The sequence below is a fragment of the Streptomyces violaceorubidus genome, from assembly GCF_000717995.1.
Taxonomy (GTDB): Bacteria; Actinomycetota; Actinomycetes; order Streptomycetales; family Streptomycetaceae; genus Streptomyces; species Streptomyces violaceorubidus.
The window spans coordinates 39,202-56,932 of the sequence record NZ_JODM01000009.1 but is presented as its reverse complement, the minus strand read 5'-3'; the positions used below and the strand labels follow the sequence as shown (position 1 = coordinate 56,932).

Sequence of the window (17,731 nt, the reverse complement as noted above, 5' to 3'; positions counted from 1 at the left end):
GGGGCCATGGCCGTCACCGCAACCGAACCCACCGCGGCCCGTCCGTCGACGGTTCCCACCTCCCGGTCGGGCGCGGCCGCGGTGACGGCCGGAATCGTCCTGCTGGTCGCCGTGCTCGCCGTCGTCGACATCACGCAGGGCACCGCGGCCGTCGGGCCGTCCGAGGTCCTCAAGGCCCTGACCGGGCGGGCCGATCCGAACGACGCGTCCGTCGTGGTCGCCTCCCGGCTGCCCCGGATGACCGCGGGGCTCCTGGTCGGCGTCGTCCTCGGCATGGCCGGCGCCGTGCTCCAGGCGGTCAGCCGCAACGTGCTCGCCTCCCCCGACACCCTCGCGGTGAACGCGGGTTCCTACCTGGCGCTGGGGCTGGCCGGCGCGACCGGCCTCTCGCTGCCGTTGCTCGCCTCCTCCGGCATCGCCTTCGTGGGCGGCCTGGCGGCGGCGGCCGTCGTTCTCGGACTGTCCGGCCTCGGCACGGGCACCGTCCGGCTGGTGCTGGCCGGCACCGCGCTGATGCTGGGTCTGCACTCCATGACGGAGTCACTGCTGCTGCTCTTCCCGGAGCAGACGAAGGGCCTGTACGCGTGGAACCAGGGCAGCATCGCCCAGAACGGCTTCGACGGCGTCGTGCAGATGCTGCCGATCGCCCTGATCGGGCTGGCCGGGCTGATGCTGACGGCCCGCCGGGTGGACGCGCTGGCCCTCGGTGACGACGCGGCGCGCGGCCTCGGCGTCCCGGTGCGGGCCACCCGGGTCACCGTCGTCGTCCTCGCGGCGCTGCTGTCCGCCGCCGCGGTGACGCTCGCCGGCCCCATCGGCTTCGTGGGACTGTGCGCGCCCGCCCTGGTGCGCCCGCTCGCCCGCCGCTTCCGCGGTTTCAGCCGCTCCCGTACGGCCATGCCCGCGGCGGCGCTCACCGGCGCGGCCCTGGTGCTCGGTTCGGACGTGCTGCTGCGGGCCCTGGTCCCCGACGACCGCTCGGTGGCCGTGCCGACGGGCGTCGTCACCAGCCTGCTCGGCGCCGTGTTCCTGGTCGCCATGGCGCTGCGGGTGCGCGACACCGCGGGGGCGGGGGCGCCGGACCGGCTGCGGATCCCGAGCCGGGCGGTGTTCTCGGCCACGGTCGCCGTGCTGGTGGTGGTGCTGGTGGGCCTCGTGATCGCCGCCGTGCTGGTGGGCGACACCAGGCTGCTGCTCGGTGACGTCGTCAACTGGGCGCAGGGCCGGGCCGGCCGGACCGTCTCCTTCGTCCTGGACACGCGGGTGCCGCGGGTGCTCGCGGCGCTGGGCGCGGGCGCGGCGCTCGCCCTGGCCGGCACGCTCGTGCAGGCCGTCACCCGCAACCCGCTCGCCGAACCGAACGTCCTCGGCGTGACCGGCGGCGGCGCGCTGGGCGCGGTGATCCTGGTGACCACCGTGCCGGCCGCCGGAACATGGGGCGTGGCGGGGGCCGCGTTCGCGGGGTCGGCCGTCACCGCCGTCCTCGTCTTCGGTCTCGCCGCCAGGGGCGGTTTCCGGCAGAACCGGCTGGTCCTCGTCGGCATCGGGGTGGCCTCCGGGACGGCTGCGCTGATCAGTCTGCTGATCGTGCTCACCGACCCGTTCAACGCCAACAAGGCGCTGACCTGGCTGTCGGGTTCGACCTACGGGCGGACCATGCCGGACGTCCTGCCGGTCGCGCTGGCGCTGCTGGTCGGCATCGGCGTCGCCGTCGCCCGGCGCACCGAACTGGACCTGATCTCGCTGGACGAGGACACGCCGCGCCTGCTCGGGCTGCGGCTGGCTCCTGGGCGGCTCGGGTTCCTGGTGCTGAGCGTCGTCCTCAGCGCGACCGCCGTGGCCTGCGCGGGCACCATCGGGTTCGTCGGGCTGGTCGCCCCGCACGCGGCACGCGCCCTGGTGGGCCGGCGGCACGTGCGGGTGGTGCCGGTCGCGATCCTGCTCGGCGCCACACTCGTGTGCGCCGCCGACCTGCTCGGCCGCACGGTCATCGCCCCGGCCCAGCTGGGCGCGGGCCTGATGACGGCGGTGATCGGCACGCCGTACTTCCTCTACCTGCTGGTACGGAGCCGTCGCTAGGCACCGCGGGGAAAAACGGCGTGCCGGTGGACGCCGTGCCCCCGTACCGTGCCGTCATGGACCGGCGCGCCGCGGACGGGGGCCACGCGGGCCTGCTGAACGTCATCGACCTGGAGGCCACCTGCTGGGACGGGCAGCCGCCGCCCGGCGCGGTGAGCGAGATCATCGAGATCGGGCTCGCCGTCGTCGACCTCGGTGCCCGGGAGCGGGTGGCCCGGCACCGGATCCTGGTGCGGCCCGCCCGCTCCCGCGTCAGCGCCTTCTGCACGGAGCTGACCGGTATCACCGAGGCCGAGGCCGACCGGGGCGTGAGTCTCGCCCGGGCCTGCGACACGCTGGTGCGGGAACACGGCGCGGGCGGGCGGCCCTGGGCGAGTTGGGGCGCCTACGACCGCAAGCAGTTCGTCCGCCAGTGCGCGGCCGACGGGGTGCCCTACCCCTTCGGCCACCCGGCCGAGCGTGCGCACACCAACGCCAAGGCGCTCTTCACCGACGCCCACGGGCTGCGCCGTCGCCCCGGCATGGCGCGGGCCCTGGAGATCGCCGGACTGCCCCTGGAGGGGCGGCACCACCGGGGCGTGGACGATGCCTGGAACATCGCCGCGCTGGTGCTCCACTTGGCCCGCCTCGGCGCCTGGCCCGGCCTTTGTTAGACGAGACGTCAAGTTACTGAACCGTAATGAGTCAGGTGCTACCCCTGGTAACCCCTGCCCGGTTACGGTCCCGTAACCCCACAGGAGCAGCGCGACCGCGGTGCCGGCCCCACGGGACCGCGGACGACCGGATCCGGCCCTTCCCCAGGAGGTTCGCCATGCCCCCACGTCCCCGCATGCTCGCCGCGGCGATCGTCGCCGCCCTCGCCCTCGGCGCCCAGGCCGTCCCCGCCGCCGCGGCCGACGGCCCGGCCGACGCCTCCGCGACCACGACGTCCCGCGGCATCGAGATCCCCGCGTTCTACACCCCGCCGTCCGAACTCCCCGGCGCCGACGGCACCCTGATACGCCACGAGCCGCTCCCCCTGGCACTGAGCCTGCCGGGCATCGACGGCCCGCTCCCCGGCCGGGCGACCCGGCTGATGTACAAGACCACCGACGCGAACAGCGAGGCGGTCGCCGTGACCGGCGCCTACATCGAACCGGCCGCGAAGTGGCGCGGCGACGGACCCCGCCCCCTGGTCGCCGTCGCGCCGGGCACCATGGGGCAGGGCGACCAGTGCGCCGCCTCGATGGCCCTGGAGCACCCGTTGCAGCTCAACGGGCAGACGGTGTCGGTCGGTTACGAGGACCTGTCGGTCTACCGGCTGCTGCTGCGCGGCGTCGCCGTCGTCGTCACCGACTACGTGGGCCTGGGCGCCACCGACCGGCTGCACACCTACGTCAACCGGGTCGACGGGGCCCACGCCGTACTGGACGCCGTACGCGCCGCGCGCTCCCTCGACTCGGCGTCCGTCACCGCCGACTCCCGGGTGGGTCTGTTCGGATACAGCCAGGGCGGCGGCGCCACGGCCGCCGCGGCCGAACTGCAGCCGTCCTACGCCCCCGACGTCCCGCTGGCCGGCACCTACGCCGGAGCGCCGCCCGCCGACCTCACCGAGGTGACCCGGGCGATCGACGGCAGCGACCTCGCGGGCGCGCTGGGCTGGTCGCTCAACGGCTTCCTGCAGACCGAACCGGCCCTGCGGCCCATCGCCGACCGGTACATCAACGAGGCCGGTCAGGAGGCGCTGAAGGATCTGTCGACCATGTGCGTGGGCGACGCGCTCTTCGGCTACGGCGGCGCCGACAGCACCGACTGGACGAAGACCGGGCAGTCCATCAGCGACGTCATCGAGGCTGAGCCCGCACTCCAGACCTTCCTCGCGAAGCAGCGCATCGGCTCGCTGAAGCCCGCGGGACCGGTCCGTCTGGCCACGGGCGTCAGCGACGACCTGGTCCCCCACGGGCAGGCCCGCCGACTGGCCGTCGACTGGTGCGCCAAGGGCGGGAAGGTGACCTACGCTCCCGTGCTGCTGCCGAACGTGGGCAGCGGCCTGCTCAACCACTTCGGCCCGTTGCTCACGGATCAGGGCAACGCCATCTCCTGGCTCACCGACCGGCTCTCCGGCGAGCCCGCCGGCTCCAACTGCTGGAGCATGCCCGTACAGCCCTGAGACGACCTCGAAGGACCGCTACAGCTTCTCCAGGGCCCGCTCGGGCGCCCTGCGGGCCCCGGCCGCGGGCCGCCGTCCGCGGCCGAAGGTGAGCGCGCCCGACCCCGCGGCGACCCCGGCGAAGACCAGCGCGCTGCCCACCGCCTGGGCGGCGCCGTAGGAGCCGGTACCGACGAGCGGTGCGGTACCGGCGGCGGCGACCGGGATCAGACCGGAGAACAGTGTGGCGCGCTCGGCCCCGATCCGCTGCATGCCCATGTACCAGCACACGAACCCGACGACGGTGACCACCACCGCCTGCCACAGCAGCGCGCCCGCCTCCACCGCGTCCGGGCGGGGCAGCCACCCGGTCCCGTCGGCCAGGACGCCCGCCACCGCCGACTCGGCCGCCGCGATGCCGCACACCACGGTGGACAGCAGTCGCGGCCCCAACGGCCGCAGGACGGGCACGGCCAGCACGGCGAAGCCGACCTCCCCCACCAGGGCGCACACCGAGAAGGCGATGCCCGCGCCGTCGGTGCGTCCCCAGCCCTGGACCGCGAAGGCACCCACGGCCACGGCCGACGCCCCGTACAGGACCGCCCGTTGCGGACGGCGCCCCGCCAGGAGGGGGGCGACGACGGCGACCACCACGGGCGCGCAGCCCACGAAGACGCCGGGTACCGCGGGCTCCGCCGTGCGTTCCGCGGCGAGGACGGCCAGGTTGAAGCCGACCATGCCGACGGCGGCGAGCAGTGCGAGACGCAGCCAGCGGGCGGCGCCGAGCATCCGCAACCGGGTGGCCGCGCCGGGCCCGGCCAGCGGGACGAGCAGCAGGAAGGCCAGCCCGTAGCGCAGGAACTGGCCGCCCGCGTACGGGTAGTGGCCCAGCAGGCTGTTGGCGGTGAAGGACCCTCCGACGAGGACACAGGCGAGCGCGGCGAGCAGGGCGCCGCGGGCGGTGGTGGCGTTCATGACGACGACGCTAGGGAGCGCTGCGGTCCGCCAAGAGGTCCACTCCGCGTGCGCCGTCGGGGACCAATCCGTGCCGGGGCCCCTCACACGTCCTCCGGGTTCTCCGCCGCGTGACCGGATCGCCCCCCTAGGCTTCGGCGCCGCCCGCCTGCCCGCGCGCCCGGTCCGAACTCGGCCACACATAGGGCAGGTCGTCCGGGACGCCGGGGAACAACTCGGCGTACACCGCGGGGTCCTTGCGCACCAGGGCCGAGCGGTGGCTGCGGTGGAACGCCTCGTCGCCCAGCCAGGGCGGCAGTTCCCCGGCGGCCGCCAGTTCCGGCTGGTCGCGCACCGGCTCGCCCGGACGCACCTCGGCGAGCCCGGCGACGAGGGAGGCCGCACAGCTGTCCTGGTGCCCGTGCTCGCGCCAGACCCGGCAGACGTCGAGGCCGTAGCGGACGAGTGCCTCCTCGTAGCCCGTCCACATCCGCACCGCCGGGTGGTGGCGCCAGCCGTAGCCGGGGACGGTGAGTCCGCGCAGCACCTGGAGCGCCTCGACACGCTGTTTGCCGAGGCGGCGCCGGTCCAGCGCCAGCGCCGAGTCCCGGAAGCCGGGGTGGGGGAGGAAGGTCTGCATCGTGGTGCCGCTCCGTTCAGCCGGGGTACCGGCCGCGGGCGCGCACCTGTCCGCGGCGTTCGGCGGCCGTGCTGGGGAACATCGCGGGTCCTCTCGTCGGGTCGGCGTCATGCCTTCCCCCTTCGCTTCCGGCACGACGCCACCGGAGCGGGTTCCCGTCCGGCGGTCACCCGCCCGGCGGAATCCCGTCCCCGGCCGAGACCTGGGTCTCGCCGTTGTGCGTGCCGTACGTTCGCGTACGCAGCATGGCCGCATCGTGGTCGTCGGCGCGGGAGGGGCCGGGCTCTCCCCGGCGCACCGGCCGCACCCCGGCCCGGCCGTCCCGTGGCGCTGATGGAGGGGCCGCCACGTCCGGGGTCCTCGCCGCCAACGCGCTGCTGGAGCGGTGGCGCGTGCGCGGCGAGACGCCGTGGACGGTGCCCGACCGGGGCCGCTGCGCGCCGCTGCGTACGCCGGTGCGACGGTTCGGGCCCCGCTGACCGGCGCCCGTAGGGCGACCCGCACGGCCTGGCGCGTACGGCCTGGCGCGTACGGGGTGGCGCGTACGGGGTGGCGCCGGCCCGTCACCCACCCGTGTCCGCCGCGCGGTCGGCCCGGCCGCCCGCGCCCAGCGGGCCGGTCTGCCCCAGGGCGCCCTCGGCCTCCAGCCGGGGCAACTCGTGGCGGGACAGCCGCAGGACCGCGGGCGGCAACGACGCGCGCCCCAACTGGACCAGGCGCAGCCAGCCCGGCACGTACACGGCGGTACGGCGGCGCTCCACGGCGCGCACCAGCCGGGCGGCGACCTCGTCCACCGGGAAGGTGCGGCGGGCCGGCGGCGGCATGTGGGCGCGCAGTTCGCGCAGGACCGGGTACCGGTCGGCGTCGCGGATCATGTCGGTGTCGATCCAGTTGAGGTACGCGATGCCCACGGCGACCCCGAGGTGGGCCACTTCGGCGCGCAGCGAGTGGGCGAAGGCCTCCACGCCCGCCTTGGAGGCACAGTAGGCGCTCATCATGGGGGCCGCGCCGAGCGAGGCCAGCGAGGCGATCTGGAGGTGGTACCCGGCGGTGTCGAGCAGGTCCGGCAGGAACGCGCGGGCCGTGTGGGCGCTGCCCGTCAGGTTCACGTCGACGGCGCGGCCCCACTCGGCGGGGTCCGAGGTGGCGAACGGTCCGCCGTACGCGACACCGGCGTTCGCCACCACGACGGACGGCCGCCCGAGGCGCCGACGCGTCTCACCGGCCGCGTCGGCCAGCGCGGCGGGATCGGTGACGTCGGTCTCGACGGCGAGCGCCGGGGTCGGCAGGTCCGCGGCCAGGGCGTCCAGTCGCGGCTTCTCGAGGCCGAGCAGCGCGATGCGGGCGCCGCGCCGGGCGCACGCGCGGGCCAGGGCGGCCCCGAGTCCGCGCGCGGCGCCGGTCACCACGACGGTGCGGTTCTGGAGTGGGCTGTCGGTCACGGGTGCGGCCCCTTCCTCGGACTCCTGGAACACTTCACGGGCGTTCACCGCCGGTCGCCCGCCCGGTCCCGCCGGGACAGGGCCCGCTGCACCCGGGCGAGGTCCGCGAACCGGTGCCGGCGCAGTGCGGCGCGCGCGGCGTTGGCACCGGGCGCTCCGTGCACCCCGCCGCCCGGGTGGGCGCCCGCGGAGGCGAGGAAGAGGCCGGCCACCGGTGTCTCCGGCCGCCCGGTGCCGGGCAGCGGGCGGAAGACCAGTTGCTGGTGCATGGCGGTGGTGCCGCCGTTGATGGCCCCACCCTCCAGGTTGGCGTCCATGGCCTGGAGCGTCGGCGGGGCGAGCACGCGGCGGGCCCGGATCAGCGAGCGGAAACCCGGCGCGAACCGCTCCACCTGGCGCTCGACCCGGTCCGCCATCCGTTCCCGGTCCGTGGTGTCCCAGCGGCCGGTAATGCCCTCTCCGCCCGCGTCGGCGCGGACGTCGTGCGGGACGTGGGTGTACGCCCAGGCGGACTCGGTGCCGTGCGGCGAGCGGGTCGGGTCCGTGGTCGTCATCTGGCCGAAGAGCGAGAAGGGCCGGTCGGGGACCTGCCGCATGGCGATCTGCGCGGCGAACCGGGTCAGTTCGTCGAGCCCGTCGGACAGGTGCACGGTGCCGGCCCGCGCCGCCTGCGCGCAGGTCCAGGGCACGGGCCCGTCCAGCGCCCAGTCCACCTTGAAGGTGGCGAAGTCCCACTGGAAGCGCCGCAGGTCGGTGACGACCTGGTCCGGCAGGTCCGCCGGGGCGACGAGCGCGCCGTACAGGGCGGGGACGGAGACGTCCGCGAGGACGGCGCGGCGGGCGGTGACCGTCTCCCCGTCGGTGGTGCGCACGCCGACGGCGCGCCGGTCGCGAACGAGGACCCGTTCGACGCGCCGTCCGCAGTGCAGGGTGCCGCCGCGGGCGCGCAGCCGGTGGACCAGGGCGTCGGTGAGGGCGCCGGAACCGCCGACCGGCACGGGGAAGCCGTAGGTCTGCCCGAGCATCGACATCAGCCAGCCGAAGCCGCCGCTGCCGGCCGCCTCGGGGGCGAGGTCGGCGTGCAGGGCGTTGCCCGCCAGGAGCAGCCTGCCGCCCTCGCCCCGGAACTCCTCCTCGCCCATCCGGCGCACCGGCAGGACCAGGGTGCGGGCGAGCCTGAGCCCGCCGGCGCCGCGCAGCCGCAGGGCCAGCCGGGCAGCGGCGCGCAGTGGCGGGAAGGGCGTGAAGAGGGCGTCCAGGATGTCGGGGCGGTAGCGGTCCCACACCTCGTGCAGCCGCTCCCAGGCGGCGCCGTCCCCCGGGGCGAAGGCGTCCAGGGAGGCGGCGGTGGTCGCGAGGTCGCGGTCGAGGACGGCGCAGGCCCCGTCGGTCAGGGGGTGGGCCAGTACGTGGGGCGCGTGGGCCCAGCGCAGCCCGTGCTCCTCCAGCCGCAGTCCGCCGAGTACCGGGGAGGCGGCGGCGAGCGGGTAGAAGGAGCTGAACAGGTCGTTGACGAAGCCGGGGGCCACCTCGCGGTCGTGCCGCACCGCGCCGCCCGGCTCGGGCTGCTCCTCCAGGACCGTCACGCTCCAGCCGGCGTCGGCCAACAGGTTCGCCGCGACCAGGCCGTTGGGCCCCGCCCCGACCACGACGGCGTCAGGCACGGCCGGTTCCCGGACGGTACTGCACGGATCCCACCGCGTCGGGCGGGTCGGGACGGCACCGGTCGCCCGCCTGGACCTCGCACAGCTTCGCGAGCCTGGCGAGCATGGCCCGGTGCCGCACCTGGATCAGCGCCTCGACGCCGACGTTGTGCAGCAGTCCCCCCGGGCCGCGCAGGGGGTGTTCGTCCACGATCACCAGGCACTGCTCGCCCCAGGGCCGCAGCTCGACGGCGATCCGGGCCGTGCCGAGGCTGCCCGCCTTCGCCTCCAGCTCCAGCTCGGAGCCCGGCACGCAGCGTCTGACCACCGACTCGTTGTTCAGCCGCAGCGGCCCGAGCCGTACCTCGTACGCGATCGTCGCGCCGACCTGCGGCCACTGTCCGGCCCTGGGGGTGACCTCCGAGGGGCCGACGACCCATTCCACGTACAGGTCGCCGTCCGCCAGGACGTCCCAGACCGCGTCCGGGGTCGCCTGGATGAGCCTGTGCCGAACCGCCACGCGTGCCTCCCACGTTCGGTGGCCGTCATGCGGCCGTCATTGCGAGGACGCAGCCTGAGTGCCCCGTGGGCGACCGGCCAACCACGGGGGCGGGTGGTGACCGGGACCGGCGGCACACAAAGCCCGTGCATTGGCATGGACCTGATGACAAGGCCTGGATAAGCTCGAAGCGACCCGATGAGAGCGCTCTCTAACCGCGGTTGTTCCATGCCATCTGTTCCACCCCCACCTTGCTGGAACGACGAAGGGCAACTCCGTGAAACGCAGCAGACTCAGGCACCTCGGCCTGGCCGGACTCCTCGTGCTCGGCAGCCTCAGCGCGGTCGGCACCCTGCCGGCCTCGGCGGCCGACGCCCCCGCACAGTCCCCTTCTTCCTCCTCTTCCTCCTCGTCCGTGCCCTCCGCCGAGCAGCCGGCCTCCGCCGGTCTGCTGGAGGCCATGCAGCGGGACTTCGGCCTCACCCGGGCCAAGGCCGAGGAGCGGCTGGCGGCCGAACGCGACGCCACCGGCATCGAGCCCGCAGCACGCCGGGCGGCCGGAAGGACCTTCGGCGGCTCGTGGTTCGACGCCGGCGCCGGACGGCTGACCGTGGCCGTCACCGCGGACGCGGCACCGTCCACCGTGCGGGCGGTCCGCGCCACCGGCGCACAGGTCCGCACCGTGGAGCACAGCGCACGGGAGCTGGACGCGGCCAAGGCGCGCGTCGACCGCCTCGACGCACCGGCCGGAGTGAGCGGTTGGCACGTCGACCAGGCCGCCAACCGGGTCGTCGTGGACGTGGTCGGCTCCAAGCGTGCTGACAACGATGTCCGGCGCTTCGTGGAGCAGGCCCGCGCGACCGGACCGGTCACGGTGCGGACGGTGGCGTCGGCCCCGCAGACCTTCGCGGCCGGCACCGTCGGCGGTGACCCGTACTACACCGGCAACGTCCGCTGCTCCATCGGCTTCTCGGTGCACGGCGGGTTCGTCACCGCCGGGCACTGCGGCCGGGCCGGCGCGTCGGTCAGCGGCTGGGACCGCTCCTACATCGGCACCTTCCAGGGCTCGTCCTTCCCCGACAACGACTACGCGTGGGTCAGCGTGGGCAGCGGCTGGTGGACGGTGCCGGTGGTGCTGGGCTGGGGCACGGTCTCCGACCAGCTCGTGCGCGGCTCGAACGTGGCACCCGCCGGTGCCTCGATCTGCCGCTCCGGGTCCACGACGCACTGGCACTGCGGCACCGTGCTCGCCCACAACGAGACGGTCAACTACAGCGACGGCTCGGTGGTGCACCAGCTGACCAAGACCAGCGTGTGCGCCGAGGGCGGCGACTCCGGCGGCTCCTTCATCAGCGGTGACCAGGCGCAGGGCGTCACCTCGGGCGGCTGGGGCAACTGCTCCAGCGGCGGGGAGACATGGTTCCAGCCGGTCAACGAGATCCTGAACCGCTACGGCCTGACCCTGCACACGGCCTGACCCTGCACACGGCCTGAGCCGACAGCGGTGGGGAGGACCGGTCCGGATCACGGCCCGGCCCTCCCCGGCCGTCCCCGGCCGCCACTGTCCGGGGGACCACCCGCACGGGCCGCGCCGCTCAGACGTCGCCGGGACCGGCCCCCGGCTCTGGCGCGTCCACGCCCGTCGCCGTGGTCAACCGACGGTAGGCGGCCCGCGCGTGGACCAGTCGGGCCAGCGCCGTACCGACGAGAGCCGCACCGAGCAGACAGGCCAACCAGGCCGCGTCCCGCCGGCCGGCCCAGGTGAGGACGCCGGCCGGCGGTATGGCGAAGCCGTTGAGGGACAGCCAGCACAGCACGGCCGTGCCCGGTGCGGCCGTGAACCGGGCGCAGAGCCCGAGCACCGCCGCCAGCAGGGAGAGCGCGACCAGGGCGAGTCCCGGACGCCCCACGCCCACGGTGCCGTTGAGGAGCCCGACCAGGAGGAGGGCGCCGCCGAACGCTCCCGCCCACACCAGGGGAGCCGCCACCGGCCTGGGAACGGGTCTGGCACCGCTGCCCAGGGGCACCCACTCGATCATGCTGACGGCTCCTTCCGGTCCCGGACGCGTCCGACCACGGTGTCGGGCAGCGACCCTGTGGGCAGATTGTCCCACCGGGCACCTCGGTGCCGTGCCGCCCAGGGTCGACCATCGGCCACCCCGGGCATCGTCCCGCGGCCCTCCCCCACCGGCCGTACCGTCCCCGGCTAGCGCTCCGCCTCCGCGGGGTCCGAGGAGGTGGACGACGACGCGCACGAGCGAGCGGCCTGGGCCGTCACCGGCACCGAGGCCGCCTCCGGCCGCCCGTCCGCCACCGCCTCCTCGCTGGTCCCGCCGTCCGCCTCCGCCTCCTCGCTGGTCCCGCCGTCCGCCTCCGCCTCTTCGCCGGTCCCGCCGTCCGCCCCCGCCTCTTCGCCGGTCCCGCCGTCCGCCACCGCGGCCGGCGCCCTTCCGCCGGGCAGCATCCGGCCGGCGGCTCGTAGCGCGCCGGCGAGTACGTGGGCGCGTCCGGCGACGACGGGGCCGAGGACGGCGAGGACGAGGACGTATCCGGCGATGAAGGGAGCGAGCCGGGCGTCGAGTCCGGCGCCGGCGGCCATGGCGGCCAGGATCAGCGCGAACTCGCCCCGGGCGACGAGGGTGGTGGCGATCTCGGCCGCCGGCTGGGAACCGTAGTGGTAGACCCGGGCGACGCACAGCCCGGCGACGACGTTCATGACGACGGTCAGGGCCGCCGCCGCGGCGACCGGACCGGCGACGGAGGCGAGGTCTCCGGGGTCGATGGCCAGCCCGAAGGCGAAGAAGAAGATGGCCGCGAAGGCGTCGCGCAGCGGGTGCACCAGTTCACGGATCCGCGGCCCCGAGGGGGTGCCGGCGAGGATCAGACCGACCATGAAGGCACCGATGGCGTCGGCCACGCCCAGGACTTCGGAGACCCCGGCGACGAGCACCGCGGCGCCGAGGAAGCTGATGACGAGCAGTTCGTTGTCCCGCGTGTCGATCAGGCGGCCCACCAGCCGGGTGCCGTAGCGGGCGGCGGCGGCCAGTACCAGCAGGAAGCCGAAGGCCTTGCCGGCCTGGAGTGCCGTGTCGGCGAGGCCGTGCGCGCCCGCGACGACCGGTTGCAGGGCGGCCAGGTACAGCGCGAGGAAGATGTCCTCGACGACGATGACACCGAGGATCAGCCGGGTCTCCGGGCGGCCGATCCGGCCCAGGTCGATGAGGATCTTGGTGACGATCGCGGAGGAGGAGATCCCGAGCACGCCCGCCAGCACCAGCGCCTCGCGCACGCCCCAGCCGAGGACGAAGCCGAAGCCGAGTCCGGCGCCGACGTTCAGCAGCAGGTAGACGCCCCCGGCGGTGAGCAGGCGTTTGCCGCCGCTCTTGAGGTCGTCGAGGTGGAATTCGAGACCTAGATAGAAGAGCAGCAGCACCAGTCCGAGCGCGGAGAGCATCTCGAAGTCGTGCGCGTCCTCGACCAGGACGAAGCCCGGTGTGTGGGGGCCGAGCAGAATGCCGGCGAGCATGAACAGGGGGATCGTCGGAAGTCCGATCCTCCCGCCGAGGCGGGCGAAGAACGCTGCGGCGACGAAGGCGCCGCCCATGGCGAGCAGGGTGTCAGCGTGTCCCACGGGTCACCGCCTTCGACCGCGCGGAGGTTCGGGAGGGCTTCACTTGACGGGGATGGATGCGGGTTCTCCTTCTTCGGGGATGCGTCGTCGGACGAACGGACGGACGGACGGACGGACGGGCGGGCGAACGGACGGGCGGGCGGGCGGACGGACGGGCACCCGGACGGCCCGGCGGGCAGACGGACAGGCAGACGCCTTGTGCGCCACCCCGGGCGCCGATGCCCCTGCCACCGTCCCCGGCACGCGGGGGCGCACGGCACACCCCCGGATCGAACGGGCGCCGCGGCGACACACGTCTCGCGTGAACGGGCGGGACGGGCCTGCCCGCGCCCTGCCCCCGGCACCCGGAAAGCCCCGGGTGCGGCGTCGGTCCACGGTCACACGCGGGACCCTCGCCCGGCCATCGGGGACGACACCCAAATCGACCGGCGGCCGACACCCATCGGCGCGGCCGGTGCGGAGCCGCCCGGCGGCCCGGGGAGAACGCGCCGCGGCCGACTCGGGGATCCCGGCCGCGGCGCGTCCCGCCGCCCCGGGCGCGGGAGGACGACGCGCCGGGGCATGACCGGCGCCTGCCCCGGCTCCCGGCCATGAGACTGCGCCGACCGAGTGATCGTCAGGGGCCGTCACGCCGCGGCCAGGACCCGGTCACGCCGATCCGGTCACCCCGACCGGGTCGCCCCGGCCCGGGTACGCCGTCCGCCCCGCCGCGGGATGCGACGGGGCGGACGGCTTGCGGACGGTCCGTCAGCACGGTGTGCTTGCCATCAACTTCTCGAAGGAAGCCATGCAGTCCGGGCAGTGACGCGCCCGTTCACCGTCGGATGCCTCGATACGTTCGCGGAGCCGCTGTCCGCAGAGTGTGGCCGCGGCCTGTTTGGACAGTACGTGCCACACCAACGCTCCGCCCGCCTTCTCCGGGCCCACGCACATTTCGTACATGATCGGCCTCCCAGCCTGGACGCCGCTGACACCCTCCAGGAGACACCGGTTCGGTCCCGACCAGTAACGCGCGGGGTCCATTCGGGTGACGACCGCTTCGGCCGCCCGGGGCCGACGCACACCCCAAGGGCTGCAAACGATCAGCCAACCGGCCCTGTACGGGTGGTCGCGTGACGTGGCGTCGACGGGTGGGCTGACGCCCGGTCAGGGAGCGCGTACGCCGGTGACGGCGAAGCCGTCGACCATCGCGACGAGGTCCCGGGCCAGGGGTTCCGCGTCGAAGGACCGGGGTGGGAGTCCCGCCCAGTCGCGGACCCCGCGGGTGAGCACGACGGCCGCCTCGTCCCAGGCCGTGGTGACGTGGTCGGTCAGGCGGGCGACGGGTCGGCCTCGAGCAGCGGCAGGAAGAGTTCCTTGCGGGTGCGGTGGGCGTCACCGGTCGAGGGTGTGGACCGCGCCCTGCCCGAACAGGGTGTCGAGCACCGGTGCCGGGACGGCGCCGTGCCGGCGGACGTGCGACTCGTCGTAGAAGAAGCGCACGGCTTCCGGGCCCCGCACGGCCAGCGCGGGCCGGCCGAGCAGCCGGGCGCGCAGCACGGAGCCGGTGCTGTCGCGCATGCGGTTGGGCAGCCAGGCGTACCCCTCGGCGAGAAGTGCCGGGATGCGGTCCAACAGGGGGCGGCGGTGAGCGTCCATGGCGGGTGGGTGTTCCGGGACGGAGGGCGGACACCGGGCCCGCCGGCGCCGGACCGGCGGGGACCGCGGTGGCGTCCTGCGCGGTCGTCGGCCGCGTCGGCGCTCTCCACCTCACGGGCTCACGGGCTCACGGGCTCACGGGCTCACGGGCGACGCGTACGGCGGTCTGCCCGTCTCGGTTTCATCGAAGCGACCGACGCCTCACGCGACCACTCCGCCACCGTGCCGGCCGCCGCCTCGGCGTCCTCCTCAGCCGGCCGCGTTGTCGGTACGCATCCTCACCTGGTCCTCCAGCCGCCGCAGGCTGCCGTCGAGGGCCTGGTCCACCGTCCGAGGGCCCGGGTCGTGGCTGTCGTCGAAGAACGACAGGTGCACGGTGACCTCGCTGGCCCCGCTGTCGAGTCCGGCGGCCTGCAGCCAGCCGGCATAGCTGCCCTGCTCGCGGGTGCCCCACTCGAGCCGCATCTGCTCGGGCCGGGCGCTCAGCAGCGCCGAGGTGTCCTGGTCGGTGCGGTCCTCGTGCACGGTGACCGCGGGCGGCTCCTCCGGCTCCACGTGCAGGTCCCGGGGCAGCCAGGTCTCCAGTTGTCCGACGTTCGCGGCCTGGTCGAAGACCTGCTCGTGCTGGGCGGGCATGGTGCGGGAACGCTCGCCTTCGTGAGCCGTCACCGGGGCCGGCTCACGTGCCGCACCGGTGCCGCATCGGTCCCGCACCGGTGCCGACCGGGGTCCACCCGTGGCCCCCTCACACGGCGTGCCCCCGGGCGCGCAGCCAGGCGTGCACGGTGTCCTTGTCCGCCGGTGTGATCCGCACGGGGCCCGCCACGTAGGGGCCCTCGTCCTCGGTGAAGCCCGTGTCCGTGACCCGGGCGGTGACCCAGGTGGCCAGGTCCTGGGCGGCCCGTTCGGGCAGCGCGCCCCCTTCCCAGCCCTTCCGGGCCTCGGCGGCGGCCTCGGGTTCGTGCCGTTCGGTCTCGGCCAGCCAGGCCGCCACCAGCCGTTCCACGGTCCGGCGGCCGTCGGGGCTGGCCCCCTGTCGCATCCGCTTGTCGCTCATGCCGGGCGAGTGCCCTCGATCCCCGGCGCCCCACCGCCGCCCGCGCCGGCGGCCGCGTCGGGGCGCCCGGTGTCGGCGGTACGGCGCCGGGTACCCGCCCTTCGAGGGGGAGGGCCGGTCCGGTCCGGTCCGTTCCGCCGACGGTGACAGCCCGGGAAGGGGACAGTGATGAGGCAGCCCGCCGACGACCACACCACCGGCCGACGCTCCGACGTCCGCGAGCTGCGCCCGGCCCCCGGGGACCGTGGTCCCCTCCCCCGGCACGAGGCACCTCACGAGGACCTGCCGCTCGACCGCAACCAGGCGATCCTCCAGGCCGCCAAGCAGGTGGGCTCGACCCTCAAGAAGGCGGAGCACCCGTTCGCGCTGGCCGGCAGTGTCGCCGTGTACGCGCACGGCGGCACCCAGAACCTCCAGCACGACGTCGACTTCTGCATCCGGCCCGAGGACGCGGACGCCGTGGCCGCGACGCTGCGCCGGGCGGGGCTGACGGTGTACACACCGCCCGAGGACTGGCTGCTCAAGGCGGACTGCCTGGGCCAGCAGGTCGACCTCATCTTCGAGTTGGCGCACGAGCCGGTCACGACGGAGCTGCTGGCCCGGGCGCGGGACCTGTCGGTCGACTCGGTGCTGATGCCGGTGCTGTCGCCGACCGACCTGCTGCACGGTCTGCTGGCGGCCTTCTCCGAGCACCACTGCGACTTCGGTGCGGTGCTGCCGATCGCCCGCACCCTGCGCGAGAAGATCGACTGGGCCGCGCTGCGCCGCGACTGCGGTGACGATCCGATGCCCGCCGCGTTCTTCTACGTCCTCGAACGGCTGGAGATCATCCCTCCCGCCGGTCCACCGGCCACTGCCTCGAAGGAGGGCCCGCGATGAGCGACCCCGTCGGACACCAGGGGCCCGCGGCGAGCGGCCCCGCCCCCGCGGCCGGGATGCCCGAGAACGTCGAGTACCGGGTGGCCCACCTCCAGGACCGGCTCGCCGCCGAGGAGCTCGGTGAACTCGGTGTACGGGCCGAGGTCCGGGCCGGGGCGATCGCGCTCACCGGCACGGTGCCCTCGGCCCAGTGCCGCGAGACCGTGCTGCGCCTCGCCCGTGAGGAGCTGGCCGGGCTGACCGTGCACGCCGACCTCGTGGTGGCGCAGACCGCCCGCCCCGACCATGCGGAGGAGCTGTGATGATCCGCGTCGCCGCCGTCGGAGACATCCACATGGGGCCCGACAGCGAAGGGCTGCTGCGGCCCGCGTTCGAGACCCTGCCCGACTGCGCCGACCTGCTGCTGCTCGCCGGGGACCTCACCCGGCACGGCACCCCTCAGGAGGCCCGGGTGGTCGCCCGCGAGGTGCGCGGCCTGCCGGTGCCGGTGGTGGCGGTCCTCGGAAACCACGACCACCACGACGAACAGCCCGAGAAGGTCACCGAGATCCTCCGGGAGGCCGGTGCGACCGTGCTGGAGGGCGAGGGAACCGTCGTGGAGTGTGCCGGGGGCCGGGTGGGAGTGGCCGGGACCAAAGGGTTCGGCGGCGGGTTCGTGGGGCGCAGCGCCGGTGAGTTCGGTGAGCCGGTGATGAAGGAGTTCGTGCGCACCACCCGCCGTTCGGCGGACAGTCTGCACGCCGCGCTCAAGAAGCTGGACGAGGAGGACTGCACGGCGCGGGTGGCGTTGACGCACTTCTCCCCCGTCGCGGACACGCTCGCCGGGGAGCCGCCGGAGATCCATCCGTTCCTCGGCAGCTACCTCCTGGCGGAGGCGATCGACACGGCCGGCGCCGACCTGGCCGTCCACGGTCACGCCCACCTGGGCACGGAGCACGGGATGACGGCGGGTGGAGTCCGGGTGCGCAACGTGGCGCAGCCGGTGATCCGCCGGGCCTTCAACGTCTACCGGCTGGGCACGGCCTGACCGACCGTCCGGCCGCCGGGTCCGGCCTCGGGTCCGCCGTCGGGTCCGGCCTCGGGTCCGCCGCCGGGTCCGGCCTCGGGTCCGGCCGCCGGGTCCGTCATCCGGCCCGGCCGT

At 75.0% G+C, this 17,731-nt stretch carries 16 protein-coding genes and 2 pseudogenes; 8 read left to right on the top strand and 10 right to left on the bottom strand.

Translation table 11 applies throughout. From position 1 onward, the window contains the following. The first annotated feature begins 6 nt into the window (after positions 1-6). The 3 genes from cdtC to IE94_RS0114410 all read left to right on the top strand — a co-directional run bounded on the left by cdtC (position 7) and on the right by IE94_RS0114410 (position 4,228). Positions 7-2,079, top strand: coding sequence for a siderophore ABC transporter permease CdtC (cdtC, locus tag IE94_RS0114420; protein WP_030183457.1), 2,073 nt, complete (start codon positions 7-9; stop codon positions 2,077-2,079). A 56-nt stretch (positions 2,080-2,135) separates the two neighbouring features. After that, positions 2,136-2,732: a 3'-5' exonuclease gene (locus IE94_RS0114415; protein WP_030183455.1), complete on the top strand. Its 597-nt coding sequence runs from the start codon at positions 2,136-2,138 to the stop codon at positions 2,730-2,732. A 158-nt stretch (positions 2,733-2,890) separates the two neighbouring features. Continuing rightward, complete coding sequence (locus tag IE94_RS0114410; RefSeq protein WP_030183452.1) at positions 2,891-4,228, top strand: lipase family protein; 1,338 nt, start codon at positions 2,891-2,893, stop codon at positions 4,226-4,228. An 18-nt stretch (positions 4,229-4,246) separates the two neighbouring features. On the opposite strand, the gene IE94_RS0114405 is transcribed toward IE94_RS0114410, so the two are convergent. Further along, the gene (locus IE94_RS0114405) at positions 4,247-5,182 is read right to left on the bottom strand and encodes an EamA family transporter (RefSeq protein WP_030183449.1); all 936 of its coding nucleotides are present in this window, start codon (positions 5,180-5,182) and stop codon (positions 4,247-4,249) included. Between the two features lie 127 nt (positions 5,183-5,309). Next, positions 5,310-5,801: an MSMEG_6728 family protein gene (locus IE94_RS0114400; protein ID WP_030183446.1), complete on the bottom strand. Its 492-nt coding sequence runs from the start codon at positions 5,799-5,801 to the stop codon at positions 5,310-5,312. A gap of 309 nt (positions 5,802-6,110) precedes the next feature. On the opposite strand from IE94_RS0114400, the pseudogene IE94_RS38045 reads away from it, so the two are divergent. Further along, a pseudogene (locus IE94_RS38045) lies at positions 6,111-6,280 on the top strand (isorenieratene synthase); the annotation flags it as partial. Positions 6,281-6,364: 84 nt separating this feature from the next. Here IE94_RS38045 and IE94_RS0114395 read toward each other — a convergent pair. Genes IE94_RS0114395 through IE94_RS0114385 form a run of 3 tightly spaced genes read right to left on the bottom strand, consistent with a single transcriptional unit; the run spans position 6,365 to position 9,406 of the window. Continuing rightward, positions 6,365-7,243, bottom strand: coding sequence for an SDR family oxidoreductase (locus tag IE94_RS0114395; RefSeq protein WP_030183444.1), 879 nt, complete (start codon positions 7,241-7,243; stop codon positions 6,365-6,367). Positions 7,244-7,287: 44 nt separating this feature from the next. Then, a complete protein-coding gene (locus tag IE94_RS0114390) occupies positions 7,288-8,907 on the bottom strand; it encodes a phytoene desaturase family protein (RefSeq protein ID WP_030183442.1) in 1,620 nt (539 codons plus the stop codon). Further along, positions 8,900-9,406, bottom strand: a complete 507-nt coding sequence (locus IE94_RS0114385) for an SRPBCC family protein (RefSeq protein ID WP_030183439.1) — start codon at positions 9,404-9,406, stop codon at positions 8,900-8,902. Before IE94_RS0114385 ends, IE94_RS0114390 begins: the two co-directional genes overlap by 8 nt. A 256-nt stretch (positions 9,407-9,662) precedes the next feature. Between IE94_RS0114385 and IE94_RS0114380 the strand changes: the two genes are divergently transcribed. Beyond that, entirely contained in the window at positions 9,663-10,862 is a 1,200-nt protein-coding gene (locus IE94_RS0114380; protein ID WP_030183436.1) for a S1 family peptidase, read from the top strand. Between the two features lie 118 nt (positions 10,863-10,980). Here IE94_RS0114380 and IE94_RS0114375 read toward each other — a convergent pair whose 3' ends face one another. The 5 genes and pseudogenes from IE94_RS0114375 to IE94_RS0114350 all read right to left on the bottom strand — a co-directional run bounded on the left by IE94_RS0114375 (position 10,981) and on the right by IE94_RS0114350 (position 15,711). Continuing rightward, a complete protein-coding gene (locus IE94_RS0114375) occupies positions 10,981-11,424 on the bottom strand; it encodes a hypothetical protein (protein ID WP_030183434.1) in 444 nt (147 codons plus the stop codon). 167 nt (positions 11,425-11,591) lie between these two features. Next, positions 11,592-13,016 carry a cation:proton antiporter gene (locus IE94_RS0114370; RefSeq protein ID WP_030183433.1) on the bottom strand — a complete coding sequence of 475 codons (1,425 nt, stop codon included), beginning with the start codon at positions 13,014-13,016 and terminating at the stop codon, positions 11,592-11,594. Between the two features lie 1,155 nt (positions 13,017-14,171). Beyond that, a pseudogene (locus tag IE94_RS40355) lies at positions 14,172-14,654 on the bottom strand (cytochrome P450 family protein); the annotation flags it as partial. Positions 14,655-14,903: 249 nt separating this feature from the next. Further along, positions 14,904-15,290: a hypothetical protein gene (locus tag IE94_RS0114355; RefSeq protein ID WP_030183431.1), complete on the bottom strand. Its 387-nt coding sequence runs from the start codon at positions 15,288-15,290 to the stop codon at positions 14,904-14,906. A 109-nt stretch (positions 15,291-15,399) separates the two neighbouring features. Beyond that, positions 15,400-15,711, bottom strand: coding sequence for a hypothetical protein (locus IE94_RS0114350; RefSeq protein ID WP_030183429.1), 312 nt, complete (start codon positions 15,709-15,711; stop codon positions 15,400-15,402). A gap of 168 nt (positions 15,712-15,879) precedes the next feature. Here IE94_RS0114350 and IE94_RS0114345 point away from each other — a divergent pair, with 168 nt between their 5' ends. The 3 genes from IE94_RS0114345 to IE94_RS0114335 are packed head-to-tail and all read left to right on the top strand — an operon-like array spanning position 15,880 to position 17,617. Beyond that, positions 15,880-16,590: a nucleotidyltransferase family protein gene (locus tag IE94_RS0114345; protein ID WP_030183427.1), complete on the top strand. Its 711-nt coding sequence runs from the start codon at positions 15,880-15,882 to the stop codon at positions 16,588-16,590. After that, positions 16,587-16,892, top strand: a complete 306-nt coding sequence (locus tag IE94_RS0114340; protein WP_425337966.1) for a BON domain-containing protein — start codon at positions 16,587-16,589, stop codon at positions 16,890-16,892. Before IE94_RS0114345 ends, IE94_RS0114340 begins: the two co-directional genes overlap by 4 nt. Beyond that, entirely contained in the window at positions 16,892-17,617 is a 726-nt protein-coding gene (locus IE94_RS0114335) for a metallophosphoesterase family protein (protein ID WP_030183421.1), read from the top strand. The genes IE94_RS0114340 and IE94_RS0114335 overlap by 1 nt, the downstream gene beginning before the upstream one ends. Positions 17,618-17,731 lie beyond the last annotated feature (114 nt).